The sequence below is a fragment of the Streptomyces roseus genome, assembly GCF_001044425.1.
GTDB classification, from domain to species: Bacteria; Actinomycetota; Actinomycetes; order Streptomycetales; family Streptomycetaceae; genus Streptomyces; species Streptomyces roseus.
On sequence record NZ_LFML01000068.1, the window covers coordinates 19,782 to 41,816 of the forward strand.

Annotated in this window: 20 protein-coding genes; 8 read left to right on the forward strand and 12 right to left on the reverse strand. The window is 73.3% G+C overall.

Annotated features, from left to right (window positions below; genetic code table 11):
• Positions 1–22 precede the first annotated feature (22 nt).
• Both ACS04_RS17270 and ACS04_RS17275 read right to left on the reverse strand, forming a co-directional pair.
• Positions 23–706, reverse strand: a complete 684-nt coding sequence (locus tag ACS04_RS17270; protein WP_053080805.1) for a PDZ domain-containing protein — start codon at positions 704–706, stop codon at positions 23–25.
• A gap of 196 nt (positions 707–902) precedes the next feature.
• Positions 903–5,519 (reverse strand): ATP-dependent helicase, encoded by a 4,617-nt coding sequence (locus ACS04_RS17275; RefSeq protein WP_048477523.1) that lies wholly within the window; start codon positions 5,517–5,519, stop codon positions 903–905.
• An 80-nt stretch (positions 5,520–5,599) separates the two neighbouring features.
• Here ACS04_RS17275 and ACS04_RS17280 point away from each other — a divergent pair, with 80 nt between their 5' ends.
• The 3 genes from ACS04_RS17280 to ACS04_RS17290 all read left to right on the forward strand — a co-directional run bounded on the left by ACS04_RS17280 (position 5,600) and on the right by ACS04_RS17290 (position 7,592).
• Positions 5,600–6,463 carry a helix-turn-helix transcriptional regulator gene (locus ACS04_RS17280; protein WP_048477524.1) on the forward strand — a complete coding sequence of 288 codons (864 nt, stop codon included), beginning with the start codon at positions 5,600–5,602 and terminating at the stop codon, positions 6,461–6,463.
• Positions 6,464–6,588: 125 nt separating this feature from the next.
• Positions 6,589–7,287 carry an AzlC family ABC transporter permease gene (locus ACS04_RS17285; RefSeq protein WP_048477525.1) on the forward strand — a complete coding sequence of 233 codons (699 nt, stop codon included), beginning with the start codon at positions 6,589–6,591 and terminating at the stop codon, positions 7,285–7,287.
• A complete protein-coding gene (locus ACS04_RS17290; RefSeq protein WP_048477526.1) occupies positions 7,284–7,592 on the forward strand; it encodes an AzlD domain-containing protein in 309 nt (102 codons plus the stop codon). The genes ACS04_RS17285 and ACS04_RS17290 overlap by 4 nt, the downstream gene beginning before the upstream one ends.
• On the opposite strand, the gene ACS04_RS17295 is transcribed toward ACS04_RS17290, so the two are convergent.
• Positions 7,589–8,563, reverse strand: a complete 975-nt coding sequence (locus ACS04_RS17295; RefSeq protein WP_048477527.1) for a hypothetical protein — start codon at positions 8,561–8,563, stop codon at positions 7,589–7,591. The genes ACS04_RS17290 and ACS04_RS17295 overlap by 4 nt on opposite strands.
• Positions 8,564–8,645: 82 nt before the next feature.
• On the opposite strand from ACS04_RS17295, the gene ACS04_RS17300 reads away from it, so the two are divergent.
• Both ACS04_RS17300 and ACS04_RS17305 read left to right on the forward strand, forming a co-directional pair.
• The gene (locus tag ACS04_RS17300; protein WP_048477528.1) at positions 8,646–8,840 is read left to right on the forward strand and encodes a DUF3046 domain-containing protein; all 195 of its coding nucleotides are present in this window, start codon (positions 8,646–8,648) and stop codon (positions 8,838–8,840) included.
• A 246-nt stretch (positions 8,841–9,086) separates the two neighbouring features.
• Positions 9,087–10,187: an AI-2E family transporter gene (locus ACS04_RS17305; protein WP_107438635.1), complete on the forward strand. Its 1,101-nt coding sequence runs from the start codon at positions 9,087–9,089 to the stop codon at positions 10,185–10,187.
• On the opposite strand, the gene ACS04_RS17310 is transcribed toward ACS04_RS17305, so the two are convergent.
• The gene (locus ACS04_RS17310; protein WP_078864881.1) at positions 10,135–10,899 is read right to left on the reverse strand and encodes a Clp protease N-terminal domain-containing protein; all 765 of its coding nucleotides are present in this window, start codon (positions 10,897–10,899) and stop codon (positions 10,135–10,137) included. The two genes, ACS04_RS17305 and ACS04_RS17310, sit on opposite strands and share 53 nt — an antisense overlap.
• A 202-nt stretch (positions 10,900–11,101) precedes the next feature.
• On the opposite strand from ACS04_RS17310, the gene recA reads away from it, so the two are divergent.
• The 3 genes from recA to ACS04_RS17325 all read left to right on the forward strand — a co-directional run bounded on the left by recA (position 11,102) and on the right by ACS04_RS17325 (position 15,599).
• On the forward strand, positions 11,102–12,211 hold the full coding sequence (gene recA / locus ACS04_RS17315; protein ID WP_048477531.1) for a recombinase RecA: 1,110 nt from the start codon (positions 11,102–11,104) through the stop codon (positions 12,209–12,211).
• 3 nt (positions 12,212–12,214) lie between these two features.
• Entirely contained in the window at positions 12,215–12,880 is a 666-nt protein-coding gene (gene recX, locus ACS04_RS17320; protein WP_078864885.1) for a recombination regulator RecX, read from the forward strand.
• A gap of 148 nt (positions 12,881–13,028) precedes the next feature.
• Positions 13,029–15,599, forward strand: a complete 2,571-nt coding sequence (locus ACS04_RS17325; RefSeq protein WP_048477533.1) for an FtsX-like permease family protein — start codon at positions 13,029–13,031, stop codon at positions 15,597–15,599.
• A 63-nt stretch (positions 15,600–15,662) separates the two neighbouring features.
• Here the strand turns inward: ACS04_RS17325 and ACS04_RS17330 are convergent, their stop codons facing one another.
• From ACS04_RS17330 to ACS04_RS17360, 8 genes are all read right to left on the reverse strand, one after another.
• Positions 15,663–16,064 carry a rhodanese-like domain-containing protein gene (locus tag ACS04_RS17330; protein ID WP_078864887.1) on the reverse strand — a complete coding sequence of 134 codons (402 nt, stop codon included), beginning with the start codon at positions 16,062–16,064 and terminating at the stop codon, positions 15,663–15,665.
• Positions 16,055–16,624, reverse strand: coding sequence for a cupin domain-containing protein (locus ACS04_RS17335; RefSeq protein WP_048477535.1), 570 nt, complete (start codon positions 16,622–16,624; stop codon positions 16,055–16,057). The genes ACS04_RS17330 and ACS04_RS17335 overlap by 10 nt, the downstream gene beginning before the upstream one ends.
• Before the next feature lie 61 nt (positions 16,625–16,685).
• Positions 16,686–16,772 (reverse strand): putative leader peptide, encoded by an 87-nt coding sequence (locus ACS04_RS40430; protein WP_311318651.1) that lies wholly within the window; start codon positions 16,770–16,772, stop codon positions 16,686–16,688.
• Between the two features lie 33 nt (positions 16,773–16,805).
• On the reverse strand, positions 16,806–18,413 hold the full coding sequence (locus tag ACS04_RS17340; protein WP_048477536.1) for an FAD-dependent monooxygenase: 1,608 nt from the start codon (positions 18,411–18,413) through the stop codon (positions 16,806–16,808).
• A 180-nt stretch (positions 18,414–18,593) separates the two neighbouring features.
• Entirely contained in the window at positions 18,594–19,487 is an 894-nt protein-coding gene (locus tag ACS04_RS17345) for an amino acid ABC transporter permease (RefSeq protein WP_048477537.1), read from the reverse strand.
• Positions 19,484–20,158, reverse strand: a complete 675-nt coding sequence (locus ACS04_RS17350) for an amino acid ABC transporter permease (RefSeq protein WP_048477538.1) — start codon at positions 20,156–20,158, stop codon at positions 19,484–19,486. Before ACS04_RS17350 ends, ACS04_RS17345 begins: the two co-directional genes overlap by 4 nt.
• Before the next feature lie 83 nt (positions 20,159–20,241).
• Positions 20,242–21,096, reverse strand: coding sequence for a glutamate ABC transporter substrate-binding protein (locus ACS04_RS17355; RefSeq protein ID WP_048477539.1), 855 nt, complete (start codon positions 21,094–21,096; stop codon positions 20,242–20,244).
• 89 nt (positions 21,097–21,185) lie between these two features.
• Positions 21,186–21,971 carry an amino acid ABC transporter ATP-binding protein gene (locus ACS04_RS17360; protein ID WP_030859665.1) on the reverse strand — a complete coding sequence of 262 codons (786 nt, stop codon included), beginning with the start codon at positions 21,969–21,971 and terminating at the stop codon, positions 21,186–21,188.
• Positions 21,972–22,035: the final 64 nt, after the last annotated feature.

Genomic DNA, 22,035 nt, shown 5'->3' on the forward strand with positions numbered 1-22,035 from the left:
GCGGGGCCCTGCTTCCCGGGCCCTACTTCCAGAAGAGGCCCTTGCCGTCGCTCAGGTTGTTGTACGGGTCGCCCCAGTACTCGGCGCCGACCACCTTCGTCTGGGCGGAGGGGGCCAGGGCGATGGCGCAGCTGGTCTGCGTCTGGCCGTTGGTGAAGCCCTTCGGCAGCGTCTCGTCCTTGCACTTCTCGAACTTGCCGATGACGGAGACGCCCTGGGCCTCGGAGCCGTCGGGGAGCAGGCCCTTCATGTGCCCCACGGAGGCGTACGAGAGGTCCACGGTGCCGATGTTCTTGACCGAGTAGCGGATGTAGTAGGGGATCATCCCCTTGACCTTGTCGCCCAGCTTGAGCGAGTCCAGGTCGGCCGGCTGGCCCTGCTCGACGGCGGTGACGGTGAGGGCGAGGGTGCCGCCCTTGGTGCTGCCGTAGCTGAACGGCACCTGCGCGGTCTCGCCGATCTTGAAGGTCTGGCCCGGCTTCGCCTGGCCCGCCGCGGGGGCCTGGCCGCCGCCGGTGGAGGGGCTGGCCGGGGTGCTCGGCTGCGCGGAGTCCTGCCCGCCCTGGCTGGGCTGGGCGGCCGGCGCGCTCGACTGCGCGGGGGCGGCCTCTTCGTTGCCGCTCTTGCAGCCGGTGAGGGTCAGGGTGCCGGCAACCGCCAGGCCGATGACGCCCGTTGCCGCTCGCCGCATGGTGTTGGTGCTCACTTTTCAGGTCCCCCATGAGTGTGATCTTTTGTCGGGGCATCGTCAGGATTGATGCCTGCGGTGATCTTGATAGTCCACAGGGGGCCGGAGTGCCAGCCGAGAAGGGCTTCGTGACGTGCTCAAGACATAAGCGGAACATAAGCGCGATGACCGGGGCCGGAATGCCGGATTCCGCCACAGGATCCCCGCACCGGGTTCACGGGCGCATGCGCAGCCCCCGGGGCGTGGCGTGGAAGCCGGCCGCCTCCAGTGACTGGCCCAGCGGGGAGGTCAGCGCGGAGGCGGCATTGATCCGTTCCACCGTGAGCGCCGGGAGCGTGCCCGCCCGGGAGGCCGCCGCGAGGGCCGCGGTGGCGGCCGCGAGCCGGGGGTCCTCCGCCGGGGGCCAGGCCAGCAGCGTCTTGCCCCCCCGCTCCAGGTACAGGACGAGCTCGCCGTCGACCAGCACCACCAGCGAGCCCGCCTTGCGGCCGGGCCTCTGCGCGGCCCCGGCCGGGGGCTCCGGCCAGGGCAGGGCCGCCCCGTACGCGTTCGCCGGATCGGCGGCCGCCAGGACCACCGCCGCCAGCGGGGGCGGGTTCCGCTCGGCCGAGCGCAGCCGGTCCACCGCGCCGTCCATCGCGAACTGGGCGGCGCCCAGGCCCTCCACCACGTAGCCGCGGCGGGCCTGACCGCTGTCCTCGAAGGCCGACAGGACCCGGTACACGGCGCTGAAACCGCCCTCCACGCCCTCGGCGGCCACCGCGCCCCGCGTGACCACCCCGTGCCGGTCCAGCAGGGTCCGGGCCAGCGCGTGCGCCCGGTGCGTGGGGTCGGGGGCCTGGGCGGGCAGCAGGGACCAGCGGCCCGAGACCGTGGGCGGACCCGGACGCGACACCTGGGCGCTCAGCGTCCCGTACCGGCCGCGCGGGACGGTGCGCCGGGCCCGGTGGGCGGTGGCACCCGCCGTGCGGCCCGAACCGAGCAGGGAGCGCAGCGGGGAGAGCGTGTCATTGGTGAGCCGCCCCGACCAGGCCAGGTCCCAGACGGCGTCGGACAGTTCGAGGTCGCTCGCCTCGGACCACTTGGCGCGCACCGACTCCGCGAGCTGGCGGAAGAACAGCCCGTACCCGCCGGAGAGGGTGTCGAGGATCGACTGGTGAAGGGGCGTCAGCTCCAGTGGGTGCGCCGGGGGCAGCAGCAGCGGGGCCGCGTCCGCCAGGTAGAGCGAGACCCAGCCGTCCTTGCCCGGCAGGGCCCCGGCGCCCGCCCAGACCACCTCCCCGCTGGTGGTGAGCTCGTCCAGCAGGGTCGGGGAGTACCCCGCGACCCGCGAGGGGAGGACCAGCCGCTCCAGCGCCGAGGCGGGCACCGGGGCGCCCTGGAGCTGCTCGATCGCCCTGGCCAGGCCGTCGATGCCGCGCAGGGAGCCGCCCAGGTGCTGCCACTGCGGCAGGAAGGTGGCCAGGGAGGTCGGCGGGACCGGCTCCAGCTCCTGGCGCAGCGCCGCCAGCGAGCGGCGGCGCAGCCTGCGCAGCACGGTCGCGTCGCACCACTCCTGGCCGATGCCGGCCGGGTGGAACTCGCCCTGCACCACCCGGCCCGCCGCCGCGAGCCGGTGCAGGGCGCCCTCGGTCACGGCCGCGCCCAGGCCGACACGGGCGGCGACGGCGGCCGTGGTGAACGGCCCGTGGGTGCGGGCGTAACGGGCCAGGAGGTCGCCGAGCGGGTCCTTGACCGGCTCGGTGAACGCCTCCGGGACCCCGACCGGGAGCGCCGTGCCCAGCGCGTCGCGCAGCCGGCCCGCGTCCTCGATCGCCGCCCAGTGGTCCGCGCCGCCGATCCGGACCACGATGGCCCGGCGGGCCCGGGCCAGGGCCTGGGGCCAGGCCGGATCGGCGCCCCGCTCGACCAGCTCGGCCGTGGTCAGCGGGCCGAGCAGGCGCAGCAGGTCCGCCACCGACTCGGCGTCCTTGGCCCGCCGGTCCTCCGTCAGCCACTGGAGCTCCCGCTCCAGCTCCTCCAGCACCTCCGCGTCGAGCAGTTCGCGCAGCTCCGCCTGGCCCAGCAGCTCCGCCAGCAGGCGTGAGTCCAGCGACAGCGCGGCCGCCCTGCGCTCGGCGAGGGGCGAGTCCCCCTCGTACAGGAACTGGGCGACGTACCCGAAGAGCAGCGAGCGGGCGAAGGGGGAGGGCTCGGGGGTGGTGACCTCGACCAGGCGGACCCTGCGCGCCTCGATGTCCCCCATCAGCTCCGTCAGGCCCGGCACGTCGAAGACGTCCTGGAGGCATTCCCGTACGGCTTCCAGCACGATCGGGAACGAACCGAACTCCGAGGCCACCTGGAGCAGCTGGGAGGCGCGCTGGCGCTGCTGCCACAGCGGGGTCCGCTTGCCGGGACTGCGGCGCGGCAGCAGCAGGGCGCGCGCCGCGCACTCGCGGAAGCGGGAGGCGAACAGGGCGGAGCCGCCGACCTGGTCGGTGACGATCCGGTTGACCTCGCCCTGGTCGAAGGCGACGTCCGCCGCGCCCAGCGGGGCCTGCTCGTCGTCGAACTCGAAGGCGCGCGAGGCCGCGGGATCGTGGTCCAGGAGATCCATGGAGAGCAGGTCCGCGTCCGGCAGACGCAGCACGATCCCGTCGTCGGCGTGCATGACCTGCGCGTCCATGCCGTACTTCTCGGCGAGGCGGGCGCCGAGGGCCAGTGCCCACGGGGCGTGCACCTGGGCGCCAAAGGGGGAGTGGACCACGACCCGCCAGTCGCCCAGCTCGTCACGGAACCGCTCCACCACGATCGTCCGGTCGTCCGGGACGTGGCCGCAGGCCTCGCGCTGCTCCGCCAGGTACGCGAGGACGTTCTCCGCGGCCCAGGCGTCGAGCCCGGCCGCCAGCAGGCGCAGCCGGGCGTCCGCCCCGGTCAGGCCGCCCAGCTCGCGCAGGAACGCGCCGACCGCACGGCCCAGTTCGAGGGGCCTGCCCAGCTGGTCGCCCTTCCAGAACGGCAGCCGGCCCGGGACCCCGGGGGCGGGGGAGACCAGGACCCGGTCCCGGGTGATGTCCTCGATCCGCCAGGAGGTGGTGCCGAGCGTGAACACGTCGCCCACGCGGGACTCGTAGACCATTTCCTCGTCGAGCTCGCCGACCCGGCCGCCGCCCTTCTTCGGGTCGGCCCCCGCGAGGAACACGCCGAACAGGCCCCGGTCGGGGATGGTGCCGCCGGAGGTGACCGCCAGGCGCTGCGCCCCCGGCCGCCCGGTGATCGTCCCCGCCACCCGGTCCCACACGACCCGCGGCCTGAGCTCCGCGAACGCGTCGGAGGGGTACCGGCCCGCCAGCATGTCCAGCACCGCCGTGAACGCCGACTCCGGCAGCGCCGCGAAAGGCGCCGCCCGCCGTACGAGGGCCAGCAGCTCGTCCAGCTGCCAGGTGTCCATCGCGGTCATCGCGACCAGCTGCTGCGCGAGCACGTCCAGCGGGTTCGAGGGGATGCGCAGGGACTCGATCGACCCGCTGCGCATCCGCTCGGTGACCACGGCCGCCTGGACCAGGTCCCCGCGGTACTTGGGGAACACGACCCCCGTCGAGACCGCCCCCACCTGGTGCCCGGCGCGGCCCACGCGCTGGAGCCCGGAGGCCACCGAGGGCGGGGACTCCACCTGCACCACGAGGTCCACCGCGCCCATGTCGATGCCCAGCTCCAGACTGGAGGTGGCGACGACGGCGGGCAGCCGGCCCGCCTTCAGATCCTCCTCCACCAGCGCCCGCTGCTCCTTGGAGACCGAGCCGTGGTGCGCCCGCGCCAGCAGCGGCGGGGCTCCCTGGGCGGCCCCCGCCTGGGCCATGATCTCGGCCGGCGGCGGCGCCCCCTCGGCGAGCTGCTCGCCGGTGGCGCGCTCGTACGCGATCTCGTTCAACCGGTTGCAGAGGCGCTCGGCGAGGCGGCGGGAGTTGACGAACACGATCGTCGAGCGGTGGGCCTGGACCAGATCCGCGATCCGCTCCTCCACGTGCGGCCAGATCGAGGGCTTGTCCCCGCCCTCCCGGCCGCCGGTGGCCGGCGGTCCTCCCCCCGTCTGCGCCGGGGGGACCCCCAACTCGCCCATGTCCTCCACGGGGACGACCACCGACAGGTCGAACTCCTTCGCCGAGGGCGGCTGGACGATCTCGGCCTTGCCGCGCGGCGCGAGGTAGCGGGCCACCTCGTCCACCGGCCGGACCGTCGCCGACAGCCCGATCCGGCGGGCGGGGCGGGGCAGCAGCTCGTCCAGCCGCTCCAGGGACAGGGCCAGGTGCGCCCCGCGCTTGGTCCCCGCTACCGCGTGCACCTCGTCCAGGATCACCGTCTCGATCCCGGCCAGCGCCTCGCGCGCCGCCGAGGTCAGCATCAGGAACAGCGACTCGGGCGTGGTGATCAGGATGTCCGGCGGCCGGGTGGCCAGCGCCCGCCGCTCGGCCGGCGGGGTGTCCCCGGAGCGGATCCCGACCCGGATCTCCGGCTCGGGCAGGCCCAGGCGGACCGACTCCTGGCGGATCCCGGTGAGCGGACTGCGCAGATTCCGCTCGACGTCGACGGCGAGGGCCTTCAGCGGGGACACGTACAGCACGCGGCAGCGCTTCTTCGGCTCGGCGGGCGGCGGGGTGGAGGCGAGCTGGTCGAGAGCGGCGAGGAAGGCCGCCAGGGTCTTGCCGGATCCGGTCGGCGCCACGACGAGCACGTCGGACCCCTCGCGGATGGCCCGCCAGGCACCCTCCTGCGCGGAGGTGGGCGAGACGAAGGCCCCCGTGAACCAGGAGCGGGTCGCGGGGGAGAACGCGTCGAGCGCGGAGCCGGCCATGCCCCCATCCTGCACCCGGCCACCGACAACGGCCCGGACCTGGGCAAACGCCCGGGCCGGGCGGGGCGCAGAATGGGGGAATGACGGACAGGGCGCAGGAGGCGGCCGGGCGGGAGTGGGCCCGGCACTGGCAGTACGCGGAACTGCCCGGCCTGGACCTGCTGCGCGCCCATTACGTACGCCACACCTTTCCGCGCCACGCCCACGACGGGTACGTCATCGCGGCCGTCACCGGCGGCGTCGAGGAGGTCGGCCTGCCCGGCGGCATCGTGCGGGCCGGGCCGGGCAGCGTGGTCCTGATCAACCCCGAGGTGGCGCACACCGCCCGCGCCGGGGTCCCGGAGGGCTGGGCGTACGCGACCCTCTACCCCTCCCGGGAGCTGATCGCCGAGGTGGCCGCGGAGATCGGCGGCCTGCGCGGGACCCCCGGGTTCACCACCGACCACGTCACCGATCCGCAGACCTCGTACGTGATCACCGAGGTGCACCGGGCCGCCGAGGAGGGCAACGCGCTCGCCGCCGACACGCTGCTGCGCGGGGCGGTCGCGCGGATGCTGACCCGGCACGCGGGGCCGCTGCCCGCCCGTACGGTCCGCGGCGCGGGCGCGGTCGACGCGGCGGCGGCCCGGGCGGTGCTCCTGGAGCGGATGGCGCGCCCGCCCTCGCTGGAACAGCTCGCCGGGGAGCTGGGAACCAGCCCGTTCGCCCTGCTGCGGGCCTTCCGGGAGCGGTACGGCATGCCGCCGCACACCTGGCTCACCGACGCCCGGGTCCGCCGGGCCCGGGCGCTGCTGGACGAGGGCACCACGCCGGCGGAGGCGGCCGTGGCCGTCGGCTTCACCGACCAGCCCCACCTGAACCGCCACTTCACCCGCATCGTGGGCGTCCCCCCGGGCGCGTACCGCCGGGAACGGTCGGGGGGCGGGTCCGCGGCGGGGCCCTGAGCCGGGCGGGACGCCGGGCCGGGCGGACGAGCCCCGCCCGGCGCCGGCCGGCGCCGTGGCGTGCAAGAACGTACAAGACCCGGTCCGGCCCGGCTGCGTACGGTCGCGGGGTGGGAGAACGACAGATGGTGAGGCAGGAGAGCCCCGGCGGGGCCGTGGAGCGGCCGCGCACGGCCGTCGTCCGCGACGCGCTCGGGGTCGGGGTGGCCGTCGGGCTGTCCGGGTTCGCGTTCGGGGTGACCGCCGCCGGGGCCGGGATCAGCGTGCTCCAGGCCTGCGCGCTGAGCCTGCTCGTGTTCACCGGGGCCTCGCAGTTCGCGCTCGTCGGAGCGCTGGCCGCGGGCGGCAACCCCTTCACCGCCGCCGCCGGGGCCTTCTTCCTCGGTACGCGCAACGCCTTCTACGGGCTGCGGCTGTCGCAGCTGCTCGCCCTGCCCCGGGCCGTGCGTCCGCTCGCCGCCCACTGGGTGATCGACGAGACCACCGCCGTGGCGCTGGCCCAGCCGGGCCGCAGGTCGGCTCGGCTCGGGTTCACCGTGACCGGGCTGAGCCTGTACCTCCTGTGGAACCTCACCACCCTGCTCGGCGCCCTCGGCGCCGAGGCCCTCGGCGACACCGCCGCGTGGGGGCTGGACGCCGCCGGGCCGGCCGTCTTCCTGGCCCTGCTCGCGCCGATGCTGAAGACCGCCACCGAGCGGGCCGTCGCCGCCCTCGCCCTCGTCCTCGGGCTGGGCCTGCTGCCCGTACTGCCCGCCGGGCTGCCGGTACTCGTCGCCGCCCTCGCCGCCCCCGCGGTCCTCTGGCTGAAGGGACGCCGCTCGTGACCGTCTGGATCGCCATCGCGCTCACCGTCGTCGGCTGCTACGCCGTCAAGCTGGCCGGGCTGCTCGTGCCCGCCGGGGTGCTGGAGCGGCCGGCGGTGCGCCGGCTCGCCGCCCTGCTGCCGGTCGCGCTGCTCGCCGCGCTCACCGCCCAGCAGACCTTCAGCACCGGCCACGCGCTCGTGCTCGACGCCCGCGCCGCCGGGTTGGCCGCCGCCGGGCTCGCCCTGCTGCTGCGGGCGCCGTTCCTGCTCGTGGTCGCCGCCGCGGTGGTCGTCACCGCGGGGGTCCGGGCCCTGGGCGGTTAGGCAGGGGGGTCGCCGGTCAGCGGGCGGCCGTACGCGCGCAGGGTCAGCAGGGCCTCCAGGGTCGCGATCGGGCGCCGCTCCAGCGAGCTGCCCGGTGCCCACGCCAGGCGCCGGACCGGCCAGCCGCCGTCCTGCTGCTGCCCGGCCGCCAGGAAGTCCAGCGAACGCCGCAGCTCCTCGTCGGTGAACCAGCCGCGCGCCAGCGACTCCGGCCGCCGGGCGACGTCGTGCGGGAACAGCTGCTCGCCCGGAGCGCAGCCGGGGTACGGCGGGTACTCGCGGCGCCGGCGCGGGTCGAGCACCACCAGCCGCTGCTCGCGTACCAGCCGTCCCAGCCGGTCGGCGGCGGCCACCGCCCGCGCCCGGTCGGGTGCGCCGTCGAGGAACGTCACGGCGCTCTGGACCTCGTACGGGTCCGTGCGGCGCAGGTTCTCGACCCGCTCCCAGCAGAAGTCGGTGGCCCGGAACAGCCATGCGTGCCAGATCCGGTTGCGGTGCAGCAGGCCGACCACCGGGCCCGTGGTCAGCAGCGCGCCCGGCGGATCGTCGTGCACCGGGTGGTACGGGGCCCCGGGATAGTCGTGCGGCGCCGGGAGGACCACCGGAAGCGCGCCGTCCGAGGTGGAGACCCGGGTCAGGTGGCGGCAGAGCCGCTCGATCCGCTGACCGGCGCAGCGGCCCAGGCCGTCCAGGATCCGCAGGGCGTGGGCGGTGTGCAGCGGATGGCTGAGCGGACCGCGCAGGTCCGGATCGAGGGCGTGGCCGTAGCCGCCGTCGGCGTTGAGGTACGAGCCGAGGGCGGTGTCCACCGCGTCGGCTTCCCCGCCGAGGAAGTGGAACGCGAACCGCCGCTGCTCCAGGACCCGGGCCGTGAGCCAGATGAACCGCTCGGCGCGGGCCAGTGGGGTCGGTGGGGCCGGTGGGGTCGGCGAGTGCGGTGGGGCCGGCGAGGAAGCGTCGTCTCCAGGCATGCGTGAAACCGTAGGGCGCGCCGCGGCGCGGGCGGGGGGCGAACGCCGCCGGTGCACTCTCCCGGGGCGGGATACTGGGGGCATGCGGTTGACGATTTTCTGGGAGCGGATGGCCGAGCACTTCGGCGCGGGCTACGCGGACTCCTTCGCGCGGGACCACGTCATGACGGAGCTCGGCGGACGCACCGTCCACCAGGCGCTGGACGCGGGCTGGGAGGCCAAGGACGTGTGGCGCGCCGTGTGCGCGGCGATGGAAGTGCCCGCCTCGCTGCGCTGACGGGGGCGTCCGTTTGCCCGTACGCGGGGCGGGTGGGACAGACTGGGCGGCGTGGCAGCCACCGATGAGACGACCGTGACGACGACCGACACGTCCCACCCGACCGACACGACCGACACGACGGACGCGTCCCGGACGTCCGGGACGAGCAACGGCACCGCCGGCGCGGGCGAGGAACCCGGGCCCGCGGGATCGGCGGCTCCTCCCGGCGGCGCCACCGCGCCGCCGGGAGGAGCCGGGGCCCGGATGCCGCGCTGGCTGCCGCGCGCCGTCGTCCTCGTACTCGCCCTCATCGCCTGCTTCCAGCTCGGCAGCTGGGCCTTCCACCAGCTGACCGGGCTGCTCGTCAACATCCTGATCGCGTTCTTCCTCGCGCTCGCCGTCGAGCCCGCGGTGTCCCGGATGGCGGCCCGCGGCATGCGGCGCGGGCTCGCCACCTTCCTGGTGTTCCTGGGCGTGTTCGCCGCCGCCGCCGGCTTCGTCGTCCTGCTCGGCTCGATGCTCGCCGGGCAGATCGTCGAGATGGCGGGGGGCTTCCCGCGCTACCTCGACTCGGTGATCGCCGCGATCAACACCACCTTCCACACCAAGCTGTCCCGGCTGGAGATCCAGGACAGCCTGCTGCACTCCGACTGGCTCCAGAAGTACGTGCAGAACAGCGCGACCGGCGTGCTCGACGTGTCCGCCACCGTGCTCGGCGGGCTCTTCCGGCTGCTGACGGTCGGGCTCTTCTCGTTCTACTTCGCCGCGGACGGGCCGCGGCTGCGGCGCGCGCTGTGCTCCGTACTGCCCCCCGCGAAGCAGTCGGAGGTGCTGCGCGCCTGGGAGATCGCCGTCGCCAAGACGGGCGGCTACCTGTACTCGCGGGGGCTGATGGCCCTGGTCTCCGGCATCGCCCACTACGTGGTCTTCGCGATCCTCGACGTGCCGTACGCGCCCGCGCTGGCGGTGTGGGTGGGGCTGGTCTCCCAGTTCATCCCCACCATCGGCACCTACCTGGCGGGCGCGCTGCCGATGCTGATCGCCTTCCCGGACTCGCCCTGGTACGCGCTGTACGTCCTCGGTTTCGTGGTGATCTACCAGCAGTTCGAGAACTACGTCCTGCAGCCGAAGCTGACCTCGAAGACGGTCGACATCCACCCGGCGGTGGCCTTCGGGTCCGTCATCGCGGGCACCGCCCTGCTGGGCGCGGTCGGGGCGCTCATCGCGATCCCGGCCGTCGCCACGCTCCAGGCCTTCCTCGGCGCGTACGTGAAGCGGTACGAGCTGACCGAGCGGGCTGCCGACGGCTCCGCTACTCCTTCCCGGCCTCGGCCTGGTCGAGGAAGGCTGCCAGGGCCTCGTTGACGGTCGCCTCGGCGGTGGCCTTGTCGACGCCGAGGCCGCTGAGCAGGCCTTCGCCGTTCTCCAGTTCGAGGAGGGCGAGGAGGATGTGCTCGGTGCCGACGTAGTTGTGGCCCAGGCGCAGGGCCTCGCGGAAGGTGAGCTCCAGGGCCTTCTTGGCGGACGCGTCGAAGGGGATGAGGGCAGGGAGCTCCGCGTCGGCGGCCGGGGGCAGGGCGGCCCGCGCAGCGGCGCGCACGTCCTGCGCGGAGACCTGCTGGGCGCGCAGGGCGAGGCAGGCGAGGCCTTCCGGCTCGGCGAGCAGGCCGAGGACGAGGTGCTCGGTGCGGATCTCGGAGTTGCCGGCGGCGCGGGTCTCGTTCTGGGCGGTGACGACGACGTTGCGGGCGCGCGGTGTGAAGCGGCCGAAGCCCTGGTTGGGGTCCATGCCGCCCTCGCCCTCCTTGCCGGCCTTGGGGACGAAGCGCTTCTGGGCGGCCTGGCGGGTGACGCCCATGCTGCGGCCGATGTCGGTCCAGGAGGCGCCGGAGCGGCGGGCCTGGTCCACGAAGTGGCCGATGAGGTGGTCCGCGACGTCGCCCAGCGACTCGGCGGCGACGACGGCGCCGCTGAGCTGCTCCAGGGTGTCGGTGTGGACCTTCTTGATGGCCTCGATGAGGTCGTCGAGGCGTACCGGGTTGGTCATGCGGACGGGTTCCACGGAAGGGTTCGTCATAGGTGCAACCCTAGGTTGACACCCCAGAGGTGTCAACCGTTGGTTGTCAGTTGGGTGCCCGGCGAGCCCGCTTGACAGGGAAATCGAACATCCATTCTGATGAGTTATCCACAGCCGAAACGGGTGTGGAAGCGCATTGTCAGTGGCAGGCGTTAGCGTCAATGGCGTGAAGCGATCGACTCAAGCAAACCGGGTGGAACCCATGGCAGGCACCGACCGCGAGAAGGCTCTCGACGCCGCGCTCGCACAGATTGAACGGCAATTCGGCAAGGGTGCGGTCATGCGCCTCGGCGACAAGCCGAACGACCCCATCGAGGTCATCCCGACCGGGTCGACCGCGCTGGACATCGCGCTCGGCGTCGGCGGGCTGCCCCGCGGCCGCGTCATCGAGGTGTACGGCCCGGAGTCCTCCGGCAAGACGACCCTGACCCTGCACGCCGTGGCCAACGCACAGAAGGCCGGCGGCACCGTCGCCTTCGTGGACGCCGAGCACGCGCTCGACCCCGAGTACGCGAAGGCCCTCGGCGTCGACACCGACAACCTCATCCTGTCGCAGCCGGACACCGGTGAGCAGGCGCTGGAGATCGTGGACATGTTGGTCCGCTCCGGCGCCCTCGACCTGATCGTCATCGACTCCGTCGCCGCGCTCGTGCCGCGCGCGGAGATCGAGGGCGAGATGGGCGACTCGCACGTCGGTCTCCAGGCCCGGCTGATGAGCCAGGCCCTCCGGAAGATCACCGGTGCGCTCAACCAGTCCAAGACCACAGCGATCTTCATCAACCAGCTCCGCGAGAAGATCGGTGTGATGTTCGGCTCGCCGGAGACCACCACCGGTGGCCGCGCGCTGAAGTTCTACGCCTCCGTGCGCCTCGACATCCGCCGTATCGAGACCCTGAAGGACGGCACCGACGCGGTCGGCAACCGGACCCGCGTCAAGGTCGTCAAGAACAAGGTCGCGCCGCCGTTCAAGCAGGCCGAGTTCGACATCCTCTACGGCCAGGGCATCAGCCGTGAGGGCGGCCTGATCGACATGGGCGTGGAGCACGGCTTCGTGCGCAAGGCCGGCGCCTGGTACACGTACGAGGGCGACCAGCTCGGCCAGGGCAAGGAGAACGCCCGCAACTTCCTGAAGGACAACCCCGATCTCGCCAACGAGATCGAGCGGAAGATCAAGGAGAAGCTGGGCGTGGGCGTGCGCAAGGACGCCGCCGCCGAGACGGCGGCCGGTGCGCCTGCCGCCGAGGCAGCGGCCGTGCCCGCCCCCGCGTCGAAGGCCAAGACGACGGCCAAGGCCGCCGTCGCCAAGAGCTGACCCGTGCGGGAGCAGGAAGGGGGCGGCGGGAGCGGCGGCCGGGAGGGCCGTCGCGGGGGCGGTCGCGCACGCCGGCGTGACGGCGGCCGGGAGGGGCTTCGTGAAGAGGACCCCGAAGGCCGTCGTGGCGGTGGGCGGGAAGACCGCCAGGAACTGCCGCCCCAGAGTCCCGAGGAGCAGGCACGGGCGATCTGCCTGCGCCTGCTCACCGGGATGCCGCGCACCCGGCGGCAGCTCGCGGACGCCCTGGAGAAGCGGGGCATCCCCGAGGAGGTGTCGCAGGAGGTCCTCTCCCGGTACGAAGAGGTCGGCCTGATCGACGACGCCGCGTTCGCCGGGGCCTGGGTCGAGTCCCGGCACCGCGGCCGCGGCCTCGCCCGCCGGGCGCTCGCGCAGGAGCTCCGTACCAAGGGGGTGCACGCCACCCTCGTCCAGGAGGCCCTGGAACAGCTGGACCCCGACCAGGAGGAGCAGACCGCCCGGGAGCTCGTGGAGCGCAAGCTCCGCACCACCCGGGGCCTGGAGCGGGACAAGCGGCTCCGGCGCCTCGCCGGGATGCTCGCCCGCAAGGGGTACCCCGAGGGCATGGCCCTGCGGGTGGTCCGGCGCGCGCTGGAGCAGGAAGGCGTGGACGAGGACGAAGACGGCCCGGGGTATGCGGGGTTCTGAGGCACGCGGGTTCTGAGGCAGGCGGGTTCTGAGGCCGGCCCCGGGCCGCGGGGCCGCCGGCAGGGCCCGGGGGGTGGGGATAGCCCCCGGGCCGAGACGCCGGGGTCCTTCACTGCCAACCAGTGGGCCCGGCGGCAGAGTTGGCCGCATGATGCTGCGTTACGCCCTCCAGACCGTCAGGGACCGCAAGGCCGGCTTCCTCGGCGCCTTCGTCGCACTGCTGTGTGCGGCCACCCTCGTCACCGCCTGCGGCACGCTCCTGGAAACCGGACTCCGCGGAAAGATCGCCACCGAGCGCTACGCGGCCACGCCGGTCGTCGTCTCCGCCGACCAGAACGTCCACCGGACCACGGTCACGGAGAAGAAGGGCAAGACCAAGACGAAGCACAAGGCCAAGCCCGTGACCGAACGGGCCTGGCTGCCCGCCGCCACCGTGGACACCGTCCGGTCCGTGCCGGGCGTCGAGCGGGTGGTGCCGGAGCTCAGCTTCCAGGCCGTCCCGCTCGTCAAGACCCCGGCCGCCGCGAAGCCCTCGTACGGGCACGCCTGGGCCTCCGCCGCGCTCATCCCCTTCACGCTCGCCGAGGGCCGCGCGCCCCAGAACGGCGGCGAGGTCGTCGTCGACCGCGAACTGGCCGCCCGCGCGGGGCTGAGGACCGGCGTCCCCCTGACCGTGCAGGCCACCGGCGAGCCCAGGACGTACACGGTGAGCGGGATCGCGCAGAGCGCCCGCGGCGACCTCGCCCGGCAGAGCGCGCTGTTCTTCGCCGACTCCGAGGCGCGGCGGCTGGCCGCCCGCGACGGACAGGTCACCGCCATCGGGGTCCTGCCGGCTCCCGGGATTGACCCGGGTGAACTGGCCGGGCGGCTCCGGCAGGCGCTCCAGGGCGCGGGCAGCGGCCAGGCCGACGGCGGGGGCAGCGGCGCGCAGGTCGCCGTGGGCGACGCCCGCGGGCCCGTGGAGTTCCTCGACGCGGCCGGCGCGCGCATCAAGCTCGTCTCCATGGGCGGGGCCATGGGCGGCACCTCGCTCCTCGTCGCGATCCTCGTGGTCGTCGGCACCTTCGCCCTCTCCGTCCAGCAGCGCTACCGCGAGCTCGCCCTGCTGCGGGCCATCGCCGCCACGCCGAAGCAGCTGCGCCGCATGATCGGCCGCGAGGCCCTGCTCGTGGGGCTGGCCGCCGGTGTCGCGGGGGCCCTCGCCGGACTCCCGCTCGCCGCCTGGCTCCACGGCCGGTTCGTCGCGAGCGGTGTCGTCCCCGCCAACCTGGAGCGCACCGCCGGTGTCTTCCCGATGTTCGCCGCCGTGGGAGCGAGCCTGCTCGGAGCCTGGGCCGCGGCCCGGATCACCGGGCGGCGGATCGCCCGGATCCGCCCGGCCGAGGCGCTCGCGGAAGCCGCCGTGGAGCGGGGGCGCCCCGCGTGGATCCGGGTCGCGGTCGGGGTGCTGCTGCTGGCCGGCGGGGCGGTGCTGGTCGCCGTACTCAGCGCGCTGCGCACCGAGCCCGCGTCGACCCCCGTGACCTTCCTCGCGGTCGTCGTCCTCGCCGCCGCGGTCTCGCTGCTCGGCCCGCTGCTGGTCCGGGGCGCGGCCGCGGTGCTCGCCGGGCCGCTGGGGCCGGCCGGCCCGGGCGGGTACCTGGCCACCGCGAACCTGCGCGGCAACGCCACCCGCATGGCGTCCGCCGTCACCCCGATCGCGCTGTTGATCGGTATGACCTGCACCGTTCTGTTCATCACGCCGACGCTCGGCGACGCCGCCCGAACCCAGGCCCGCGACGGGGTCCGGGCCGGCTGGATGCTGGCCGCGCAGGGCCCGGGGGTCACCGGCGGCGCCGCGGAGCGGATCCGACGGACCCCCGGGGTCACGGCGGCCACCGAGATCGTGCACACCTCCGTACGGGTGGGGCTGACGAAGTACGGCGCGCAGGGGGTCACCCCGACCGGGCTGACGCGGACCTGGAACCCCGGCGTGACGGCCGGGAGCCTGGACGGTTTCGGCGAGAAGAGCGTGGCGGTGAGCGAACTGGCCGCCGATCAGCTGGGGCTGAAGCCGGGAAGCCCGCTGGAGCTCGCGCTGGGGGACGGGACGCCCGTCACCGTGACCGTCTCGGCCGTGTACGCGCGGGGGCTGGGCTTCGGCGACCTGACGCTCGCGCACGATCTCGTCGCCGCACACGTGGACAACCCCCTCGCGGACAGTGTGCTGGTGGCGGCGGAGCCGGGTACGGGGCGGGAGCAGCTGGCCGCGGCGGTCGCCGGGTTCCCGGGGGTCGGGGTGGTGTCGGCACGGGACGCGGACGCGGTGCGGGCGGAGGGGCAGCCGGCGGGCGCCGAGATCAATCTGCTGGCGATGGGACTGGTCCTGGCGTTCACCGCGATCGCGGTGGTCAACACCCTCGCCATGTCGACGTCGGAGCGGCTGAGGGAGTTCGCGATGCTGAGGCTGGCGGGGGCGAAGCGGCGGCAGGTGCTGCGGATGCTGCGGATGGAGGCGGTGGCCGTGGTGCTGATCGGGACGGCGCTCGGGTCGGGGATCGCGCTGGCCGTGCTGACCGCGTTCAGCGTGGGGATGACCGGGGCGGCCGCGCCGGCGTTGCTGCCGGTGGTGTACGTGGGGGTGGTGGGCGTGGCGGGGCTGCTGGCGCTCGCTGCGACCGCCCTGCCGGGTCGGGTCGCGCTGCGCGTGCCGCCGGTCGAGGTGGCCACCTCGCGATAGCGGCCCACCGCCGCCCGTGGCCCGGGGCACCCCCGCCGAAGCGGGTGCCCCGGGCCCGGATGGCTACGAGGCGGGGGCGACGGGGAGCCCGGCGGACTTCCAGGACTGGAAGCCGCCCGTCAGGTCCGTGGCGCGGTGCAGGCCCAGGGCGTGGAGGGAGGCCGCCGCCAGGGAGGAGGCGTAACCCTCGTTGCAGATCACCACCACCCGCAGGTCGTGCGAGGTGGCTTCGGCGGCGCGGTGGGAGCCCTGCGGGTCCAGGCGCCACTCCAGTTCGTTGCGCTCCACCACCAGCGCCCCCGGGATCAGGCCGTCCCGCTCGCGCAGCGCCTGGTAGCGGATGTCCACCAGCAGTGCGTCCCCGGCCAGGAACGCTTCGTACGCCTGCGCCGGGCCGATCCGCGTGTACGTCGACCGGACCCGCTCCAGCAGGGCGTCGATGCCGACCGGGGCGCTCACTGCCAGTCCGCCGGACGCTCGACCTGCTCCAGCGTGAGCACCTGACCGGTGCGGCTGAAGCGGCGGATCAGGGGCAGCGGCGGGTAGTACGCGTGCACCGAGACCGCGTGCTCCGTCGGGGAGTCGTTGAGCACCTCGTGGACGTGGTGCTCGCCGAACGCCCGGCCCGTCCCCGGTCCCAGGCTGCGGCTGCGGTCGAGGTCCGGGGCGAGTTCCAGGCTCCGCCAGCCTTCCGAGGGGAGCCGGACCGCCAGCGAGTGCTCCGTCAGCCGGCCCCGGGCGGTGGCGAACGCGCCCTGCGACTCGGCGTGGTCGTGCCAGCCGGTGCCGGTGCCCGGCGGCCAGCCGATCACCCAGGCCTCGCTGCCGCCCGGTCCGTCGAGGCGGATCCAGGTGCGGCCCTCGGGGTCGAGGGGGAGGGAGTCGACGACCGCCGGATCGGCGGCGGTGCGCAGGGCGAAGGCGAGGAGTTCCGCCGCCGTCACCGAGGGCGCGGCGGCGCGTACGGGGGCGTGCGGAGGTGCGAGGGGCGCGGCGGATGCACTGGGGGCAAGGGGCGCAGACATGGGGGCGTGACCGTCCTGGGGGTTCGCGAAAGTGCGCGCGGAGCGCGCGAGGGAAGGCGAATCAGCAGGAAGGACGACATACGCAGCCCGCGTAGCGGAGCAGGTCCATATGGACCCTCCGCCACAGGCGTACGTCATTGCCGGTCATGTCCGCGAGTGAAGCACGTGCACCGGAGACCGGTCAATCGATCACGGCCGGATGTGTCGGGGTCGTAGGCGTCGTGGACGGCGGATCGAGCTCCGCGCGAGCGCTTTCGGGCGCCCCGCAGCGAAGCGCGTCCGCCGCCTCGTACAGCTCGGCCGGCCGTACGCCCGCGAAGGTCGCCGCCAGATGTCCGTCCGGCCTGATCAGCAGGACCGTGTGCGCGGGCGCCCCCGGGTAGCCGTCCGCGACCAGCAGTTCGGTGCGGACCGGCAGCGCGCTCACCGCCGCCGCGAGCCGCGGCATCAGCCCGGCGCCCAGCCAGTGCCGCCGGTCCCAGACCCCGGTGCCCGGGGCGACCAGGACCACCAGCGGCCGGCCCCGCCCCAGCAGGTCGCGCAGCGGCACCGTCGATCCGTCGGGCGCGGTGACGGGAACGTTGGCGACCTGGCCGCCCGGCTCCGTGTCGGTGGGCACCTCGCGTACGGCGACCGGCGGGGCGTACGTCGGCGCCGCACCCAGCGGTCCCCGGCCCAAGTGGCCGTCGGTCAGCAGCAGTTCACCGGAGCGGGTGGCACCGGGCAGGTACGTCCGCAGCCCGCCGCCCCCGCGCAGTACGGGCATCGCCTGGTCGGCGGCGCGCAGCCGGGCCGCGACCGCCGTGCGGCGCTCGTCCTCGTAGCTGTCGAGGAGGGCCTCGGAACCGCCCTGGTGCCAGGCAAGGGACAACTTCCAGGCGAGGTTCTCGGCGTCCCGCAGCCCCTCGTCGACCCCCTGCGTGCCGAGCGCGCCCAGCAGGTGGGCGGCGTCCCCGGCGAGGAAGGCGCGCCGCTCGCGCCAGCGCCGGGCCAGCCGGTGGTGCAGGGTGTGCACCCCGGTGTCGAGGAGTTCGTACGGAGGTGTCGTGCCCCCGCACCACGCGGCCAGCGTGTCCCGGATCAGGGTGACGAGCGCGTCGGGCGTGACCAGCTCCCCGCAGGCCGGGAGCAGCCAGTCCAGCCGCCACACCCCGTCGGGCAGCGGCCGGGCGGTGGTCTCCCGCGGGGGGTCGCGGTGCAGCAGGGCCTCGCCGGGCCAGGGGAGTTCGGTGCGCAGCGCGGCGACGGCGTGGCGTTCCACGGCGGTGCGGCCCGGGAAGCGGATGCCGAGCAGCTTGCGCACGGTGGAGCGGGCCCCGTCGCAGCCGACCAGGTAACTCCCGCGCCACCAGGTGGTCTCGGCGCCCCGGGTGTGGGCGGTGATCCCGCCGTCGTCCTGTTCGAGGGAGTCCAGTTTGCTGTCGGTGACCAGCTGGATCAGCGGATGCGTGCCCGCGGAGTCGCGCAGCCCGCGCGCGAGGGCGTGCTGCGGCAGGTGCAGGGGGGCCTGGCGGTCCTCGAAGGTGGTGCGCGGGGCGTCGTCGGCCCGGCCGCGGCGGCGCAGGGTGCGCCAGGCGGCGTACAGCGCCCCCTCGTCGCGCAGGGTCGTACAGCCGAGCCGGTGGACCATGGCCGAGGTGTCCTCGTGCAGGACGACCGTACGGGCGGGCCGGGGCAGGTCCTTGCCCGGCCCCTCGTCGAGCACGACGCTGGGCACGCCCGAGCCGGCCAGGGCCAGGGCCAGCGACAGTCCGACGGGTCCCGCGCCGACGACGATCACCGGGTCCATGATGCGGCTCCCGATGTCCGGTATGTGATCACAGAACGTATGCAACCCACTGGAGGTGCCTGCGTCAAGTGACACCCGGCCCCGCCAACGCCGTGTGGTGCGGCGGATGAGTTCCGCCGCACCACAGGTGTCACACAAGTGTACTGACCGGGCGTCAGCCACCCGAACCGGGGAGACCCGTCAGGGAGCCTGGCCCACGCCGGCGGCGCCGCCCGCGTCGACCTCGGCCACGTCCCCGGCGACGACCGCGCCGGAGCCCTTGTCCGACTTCCGCAGGCGCCGTTCGAGCCGGGAGGCGAAGGTGGTGAGCGCGAAGTTCACCGCGATGTAGATGAGGGCGATCACGACCATCGTCGCGATGGTGTTGCTGTAATTGGCGGAGATCTGCCGGTTCATCGACATCAGATCGGCGAAGCCCAGGATGGCGCCTCCGAGCGCGGTGTCCTTGAGGATCACCACGAGCTGGCTCACCAGCGCGGGCAGCATCGCCGTGACGGCCTGCGGGAGCAGGACGTGGGTCATGGTCTGGCCCTTGCGCATGCCGATCGCCTTGGCCGCGTCGGTCTGGCCGCGGGGCAGCGAATGGATGCCCGCGCGGACGATCTCGGCGATGACCGAGGCGTTGTACAGGACCAGACCGGTCACCACCGCGTACAGCGGCCGCAGATCGGAGCTGACGGTGCCGAGCATGACGTACAGGGCCGAGCTGAAGACCATCAGCATCAGGACCGGGATGGCGCGGAAGAACTCGACGACCGTGCCGACCGGAACGCGTACCCACGCGTGGTCGGAGAGCCGGGCGATACCGAGGAGCGCGCCCAGTGGCAGCGCGATCACCATGGCGATCAGGCCGGCCTTGAGTGTCTCGCCGAGGCCGGGCAGCAAGAACGTCGTCCAGATCTGGCTGTCAGTGAGGAACGGGCTCCACTTGTCGGCGTCGAGCTGGTTCTTCTCGGCCATGAGCGACAGGGCCCACCACAGCACCAGAGCGACGAGCGCGAGGAAGACGCCCGTGTATATCCAGTTGCGGGCCTTGGCCTTGGGGCCGGGGGTGTCGTACAGAACGGAGCTCATCGCTTCACCGCCACTCGCTTGGCCACCCAGCCCAGCAGCAGGCCGGTAGGCAGGGTCAGCAGGACGAAGCCGAAGGCGAAGCCCGCGAAGACCGCGAAGAGCGCGTCGGACTCGTTCTCCAGCATTTCCTTCATCAGCAGGGCAGCCTCGGCCACGCCGATGGTCGCAGCCACCGTGGTGTTCTTGGTGAGGGCGATCAGCACGTTCGCGAGAGGTGCGATGACCGCCCGGAAGGCCTGGGGGAGCACGATCAGGGTGAGCACCTGGAAGAAGCTCAGCCCGAGGGCGCGAGCGGCCTCGGCCTGTCCCACGGGGACGGTGTTGATGCCCGAGCGCAGCGCCTCGCAGACGAACGTTCCGGTGTAGGCGATCAGTCCGAGGATCGCGAGGCGGAAGCCGATCTCCTTGGAGGTCCCGCCGGCCAGCGAGATGCCCAGGGTCTGGTCCAGCCCGAGTGAGCAGCCGAGGACGAGCAGCGTCAGCGGCGTGTTGCGCACGATATTGACGTACGAGGTGCCGAAGGCCCGCATCAGCGGAACCGGGCTGACTCGCATTCCGGCGAGCATCAGGCCCCATATGAGGGATCCGACCGCCGAGTAGAGGGTGAGCTGAACCGTCACCCAGAAGGCTCCGAGCACGTCGTACTGCCCGGAATCAAGAAAGTCGAACACGTTGCCCTGCGCTCTCCCCAGAGATGGCCGGTGAGGTGTGCCGCCGCCCGCAGCAGGCGGGCAGCGGCACCCTCACCGGAGAATCAGCTGCCTTCGGTGATCTGCGGGGCCGGCTCGGCCTTGTAGCCGGCGGGGCCGAGGTTCGCGTCCACGGCCTTCTGCCAGGAGCCGTCGTCGACCATCTTCTTGAGCGCGGCGTTGACCTTGGTCTGCAGGTCCTTGTCGCCCTTCTTCAGGCCGATGCCGTAGGGCTCGTTGCTCAGGTTCAGACCGGCGAGCTTGAACTTGCCCTTGTTCTTCTCCTGCGCGGCGTAGCCGGCGAGGATCGAGTTGTCCGTGGTCAGGGCGTCGACGGCCTTGTTCTCCAGGCCCGTCAGGCACTCGGAGTAGCCGGGGTTCTCCTTGAGGTCCGCCTCGGGCGCCAGCTTGGTCTTGACGTTCTGCGCCGAGGTGGAACCGGCCACCGAGCAGAGCTTCTTCTTGTTGAGGTCCTCGGCCTTGGTGATCGAGGTGTCGTCGGCGCGGACCAGCAGGTCCTGGTGGGCCAGGAAGTACGGGCCGGCGAAGTCGACCTTCGCCTTGCGCTTGTCGTTGATCGTGTAGGTCGCGACGACCAGCTTCACGTCACCGTTGGCGATCAGGTTCTCGCGCTCGGCGCTGACGGCCTGCTTGAACTCGATCTGGTCGGGCTGGTAGCCGAGCTCCTTGGCGACGTAGGTCGCCACGTCCACGTCGAAGCCGCTGTACTTGCCGTCCGGGGTCTTGAGGCCGAGACCCGGCTGGTCGAACTTGATGCCGATGACGATCTTGTCCTTCTTGGCGCCGGCGGACGCGCCGCCGTCACTGCTCGCCTTGTCGCTGCTGCCGCCGCAGGCGGTCGCCGTCAGGGCGAGGACCGCGGCAACGGCTGCGGCCGCACCGGCCTTGAAAACCTTCATGATGAACTTCCCTCGGATGAGACGTTGTTGGGCGACGAGCGGCGACAGGTCAGTCGCGCTGCCACGGGATCACTACCAGAGCAAGACCGTCAGTGGTGCAGGATCTTCGAAAGGAAGTCCTTCGCACGGTCACTGCGCGGATTGCTGAAGAACTGCTCGGGTGCGGCCTCTTCGACGATCTTGCCATCGGCCATGAAGACGACGCGATTGGCCGCGGACCGGGCGAAGCCCATCTCGTGCGTGACGACCACCATCGTCATGCCCTCCCGGGCGAGCTGCTGCATGACCTCCAGCACCTCGTTGATCATCTCCGGGTCGAGCGCCGAGGTCGGCTCGTCGAACAGCATCACCTTCGGGTCCATCGCCAGCGCGCGGGCGATCGCCACGCGCTGCTGCTGACCGCCGGACAGCTGCGCCGGGTACTTGTCGGCCTGCGAGCCGACACCCACCCGGTCCAGCAGGGACTTGGCCTTCTCCAGCGCGGCGGCCGAGTCCGTCTTGCGGACCTTGAGCTGACCGAGCATCACGTTCTGCAGCACCGTCTTGTGCGCGAACAGGTTGAAGGACTGGAAGACCATGCCCACATCGGCGCGCAGCCGGGCCAGTTCCCGCCCCTCCGACGGCAGTTCCTTGCCGTCGACCGTGATGGTGCCCGAGTCGATCGTCTCCAGGCGGTTGATGGTCCGGCACAGCGTGGACTTGCCCGATCCCGAAGGACCGATGACGACCACGACCTCACCGCGGGCAATGCTCAGATCGATGTCCTGAAGCACGTGCAGCGCGCCGAAGTGCTTGTTGACGTTGCTCAGTACGACCAGGTCGTCCGCGGCCGGGGCCGCATCCTGCGCGTCCTTGGTCACTGATACTCCGCTCATCGGCTTCTTGCTCCGTCCTCCTCGGTTGGGAGGACAGTAGTGACGTGGCGCGCACACCGTCACC

Excerpts from the sequence above, each read along its gene's own strand:
- ACS04_RS17355 (WP_048477539.1), bottom strand. The coding sequence starts at position 21,096 with ATGAAGGTTTTCAAGGCCGGTGCGGCCGCAGCCGTTGCCGCGGTCCTC.
- ACS04_RS17310 (WP_078864881.1), bottom strand. The coding sequence starts at position 10,899 with ATGACGAACCCTTCCGTGGAACCCGTCCGCATGACCAACCCGGTACGC.
- ACS04_RS17280 (WP_048477524.1), top strand. The coding sequence starts at position 5,600 with ATGACGGACAGGGCGCAGGAGGCGGCCGGGCGGGAGTGGGCCCGGCAC.
- ACS04_RS17305 (WP_107438635.1), top strand. The coding sequence starts at position 9,087 with ATGCCGCGCTGGCTGCCGCGCGCCGTCGTCCTCGTACTCGCCCTCATC.
- ACS04_RS17275 (WP_048477523.1), bottom strand. The coding sequence starts at position 5,519 with ATGGCCGGCTCCGCGCTCGACGCGTTCTCCCCCGCGACCCGCTCCTGG.
- ACS04_RS17360 (WP_030859665.1), bottom strand. The coding sequence starts at position 21,971 with ATGAGCGGAGTATCAGTGACCAAGGACGCGCAGGATGCGGCCCCGGCC.
- ACS04_RS40430 (WP_311318651.1), bottom strand. The coding sequence starts at position 16,772 with ATGACCGGCAATGACGTACGCCTGTGGCGGAGGGTCCATATGGACCTG.
- ACS04_RS17340 (WP_048477536.1), bottom strand. The coding sequence starts at position 18,413 with ATGGACCCGGTGATCGTCGTCGGCGCGGGACCCGTCGGACTGTCGCTG.
- ACS04_RS17345 (WP_048477537.1), bottom strand. The coding sequence starts at position 19,487 with ATGAGCTCCGTTCTGTACGACACCCCCGGCCCCAAGGCCAAGGCCCGC.
- ACS04_RS17300 (WP_048477528.1), top strand. The coding sequence starts at position 8,646 with ATGCGGTTGACGATTTTCTGGGAGCGGATGGCCGAGCACTTCGGCGCG.
- ACS04_RS17325 (WP_048477533.1), top strand. The coding sequence starts at position 13,029 with ATGATGCTGCGTTACGCCCTCCAGACCGTCAGGGACCGCAAGGCCGGC.
- ACS04_RS17335 (WP_048477535.1), bottom strand. The coding sequence starts at position 16,624 with ATGTCTGCGCCCCTTGCCCCCAGTGCATCCGCCGCGCCCCTCGCACCT.
- ACS04_RS17285 (WP_048477525.1), top strand. The coding sequence starts at position 6,589 with ATGGTGAGGCAGGAGAGCCCCGGCGGGGCCGTGGAGCGGCCGCGCACG.
- recA (WP_048477531.1), top strand. The coding sequence starts at position 11,102 with ATGGCAGGCACCGACCGCGAGAAGGCTCTCGACGCCGCGCTCGCACAG.
- ACS04_RS17295 (WP_048477527.1), bottom strand. The coding sequence starts at position 8,563 with ATGCCTGGAGACGACGCTTCCTCGCCGGCCCCACCGCACTCGCCGACC.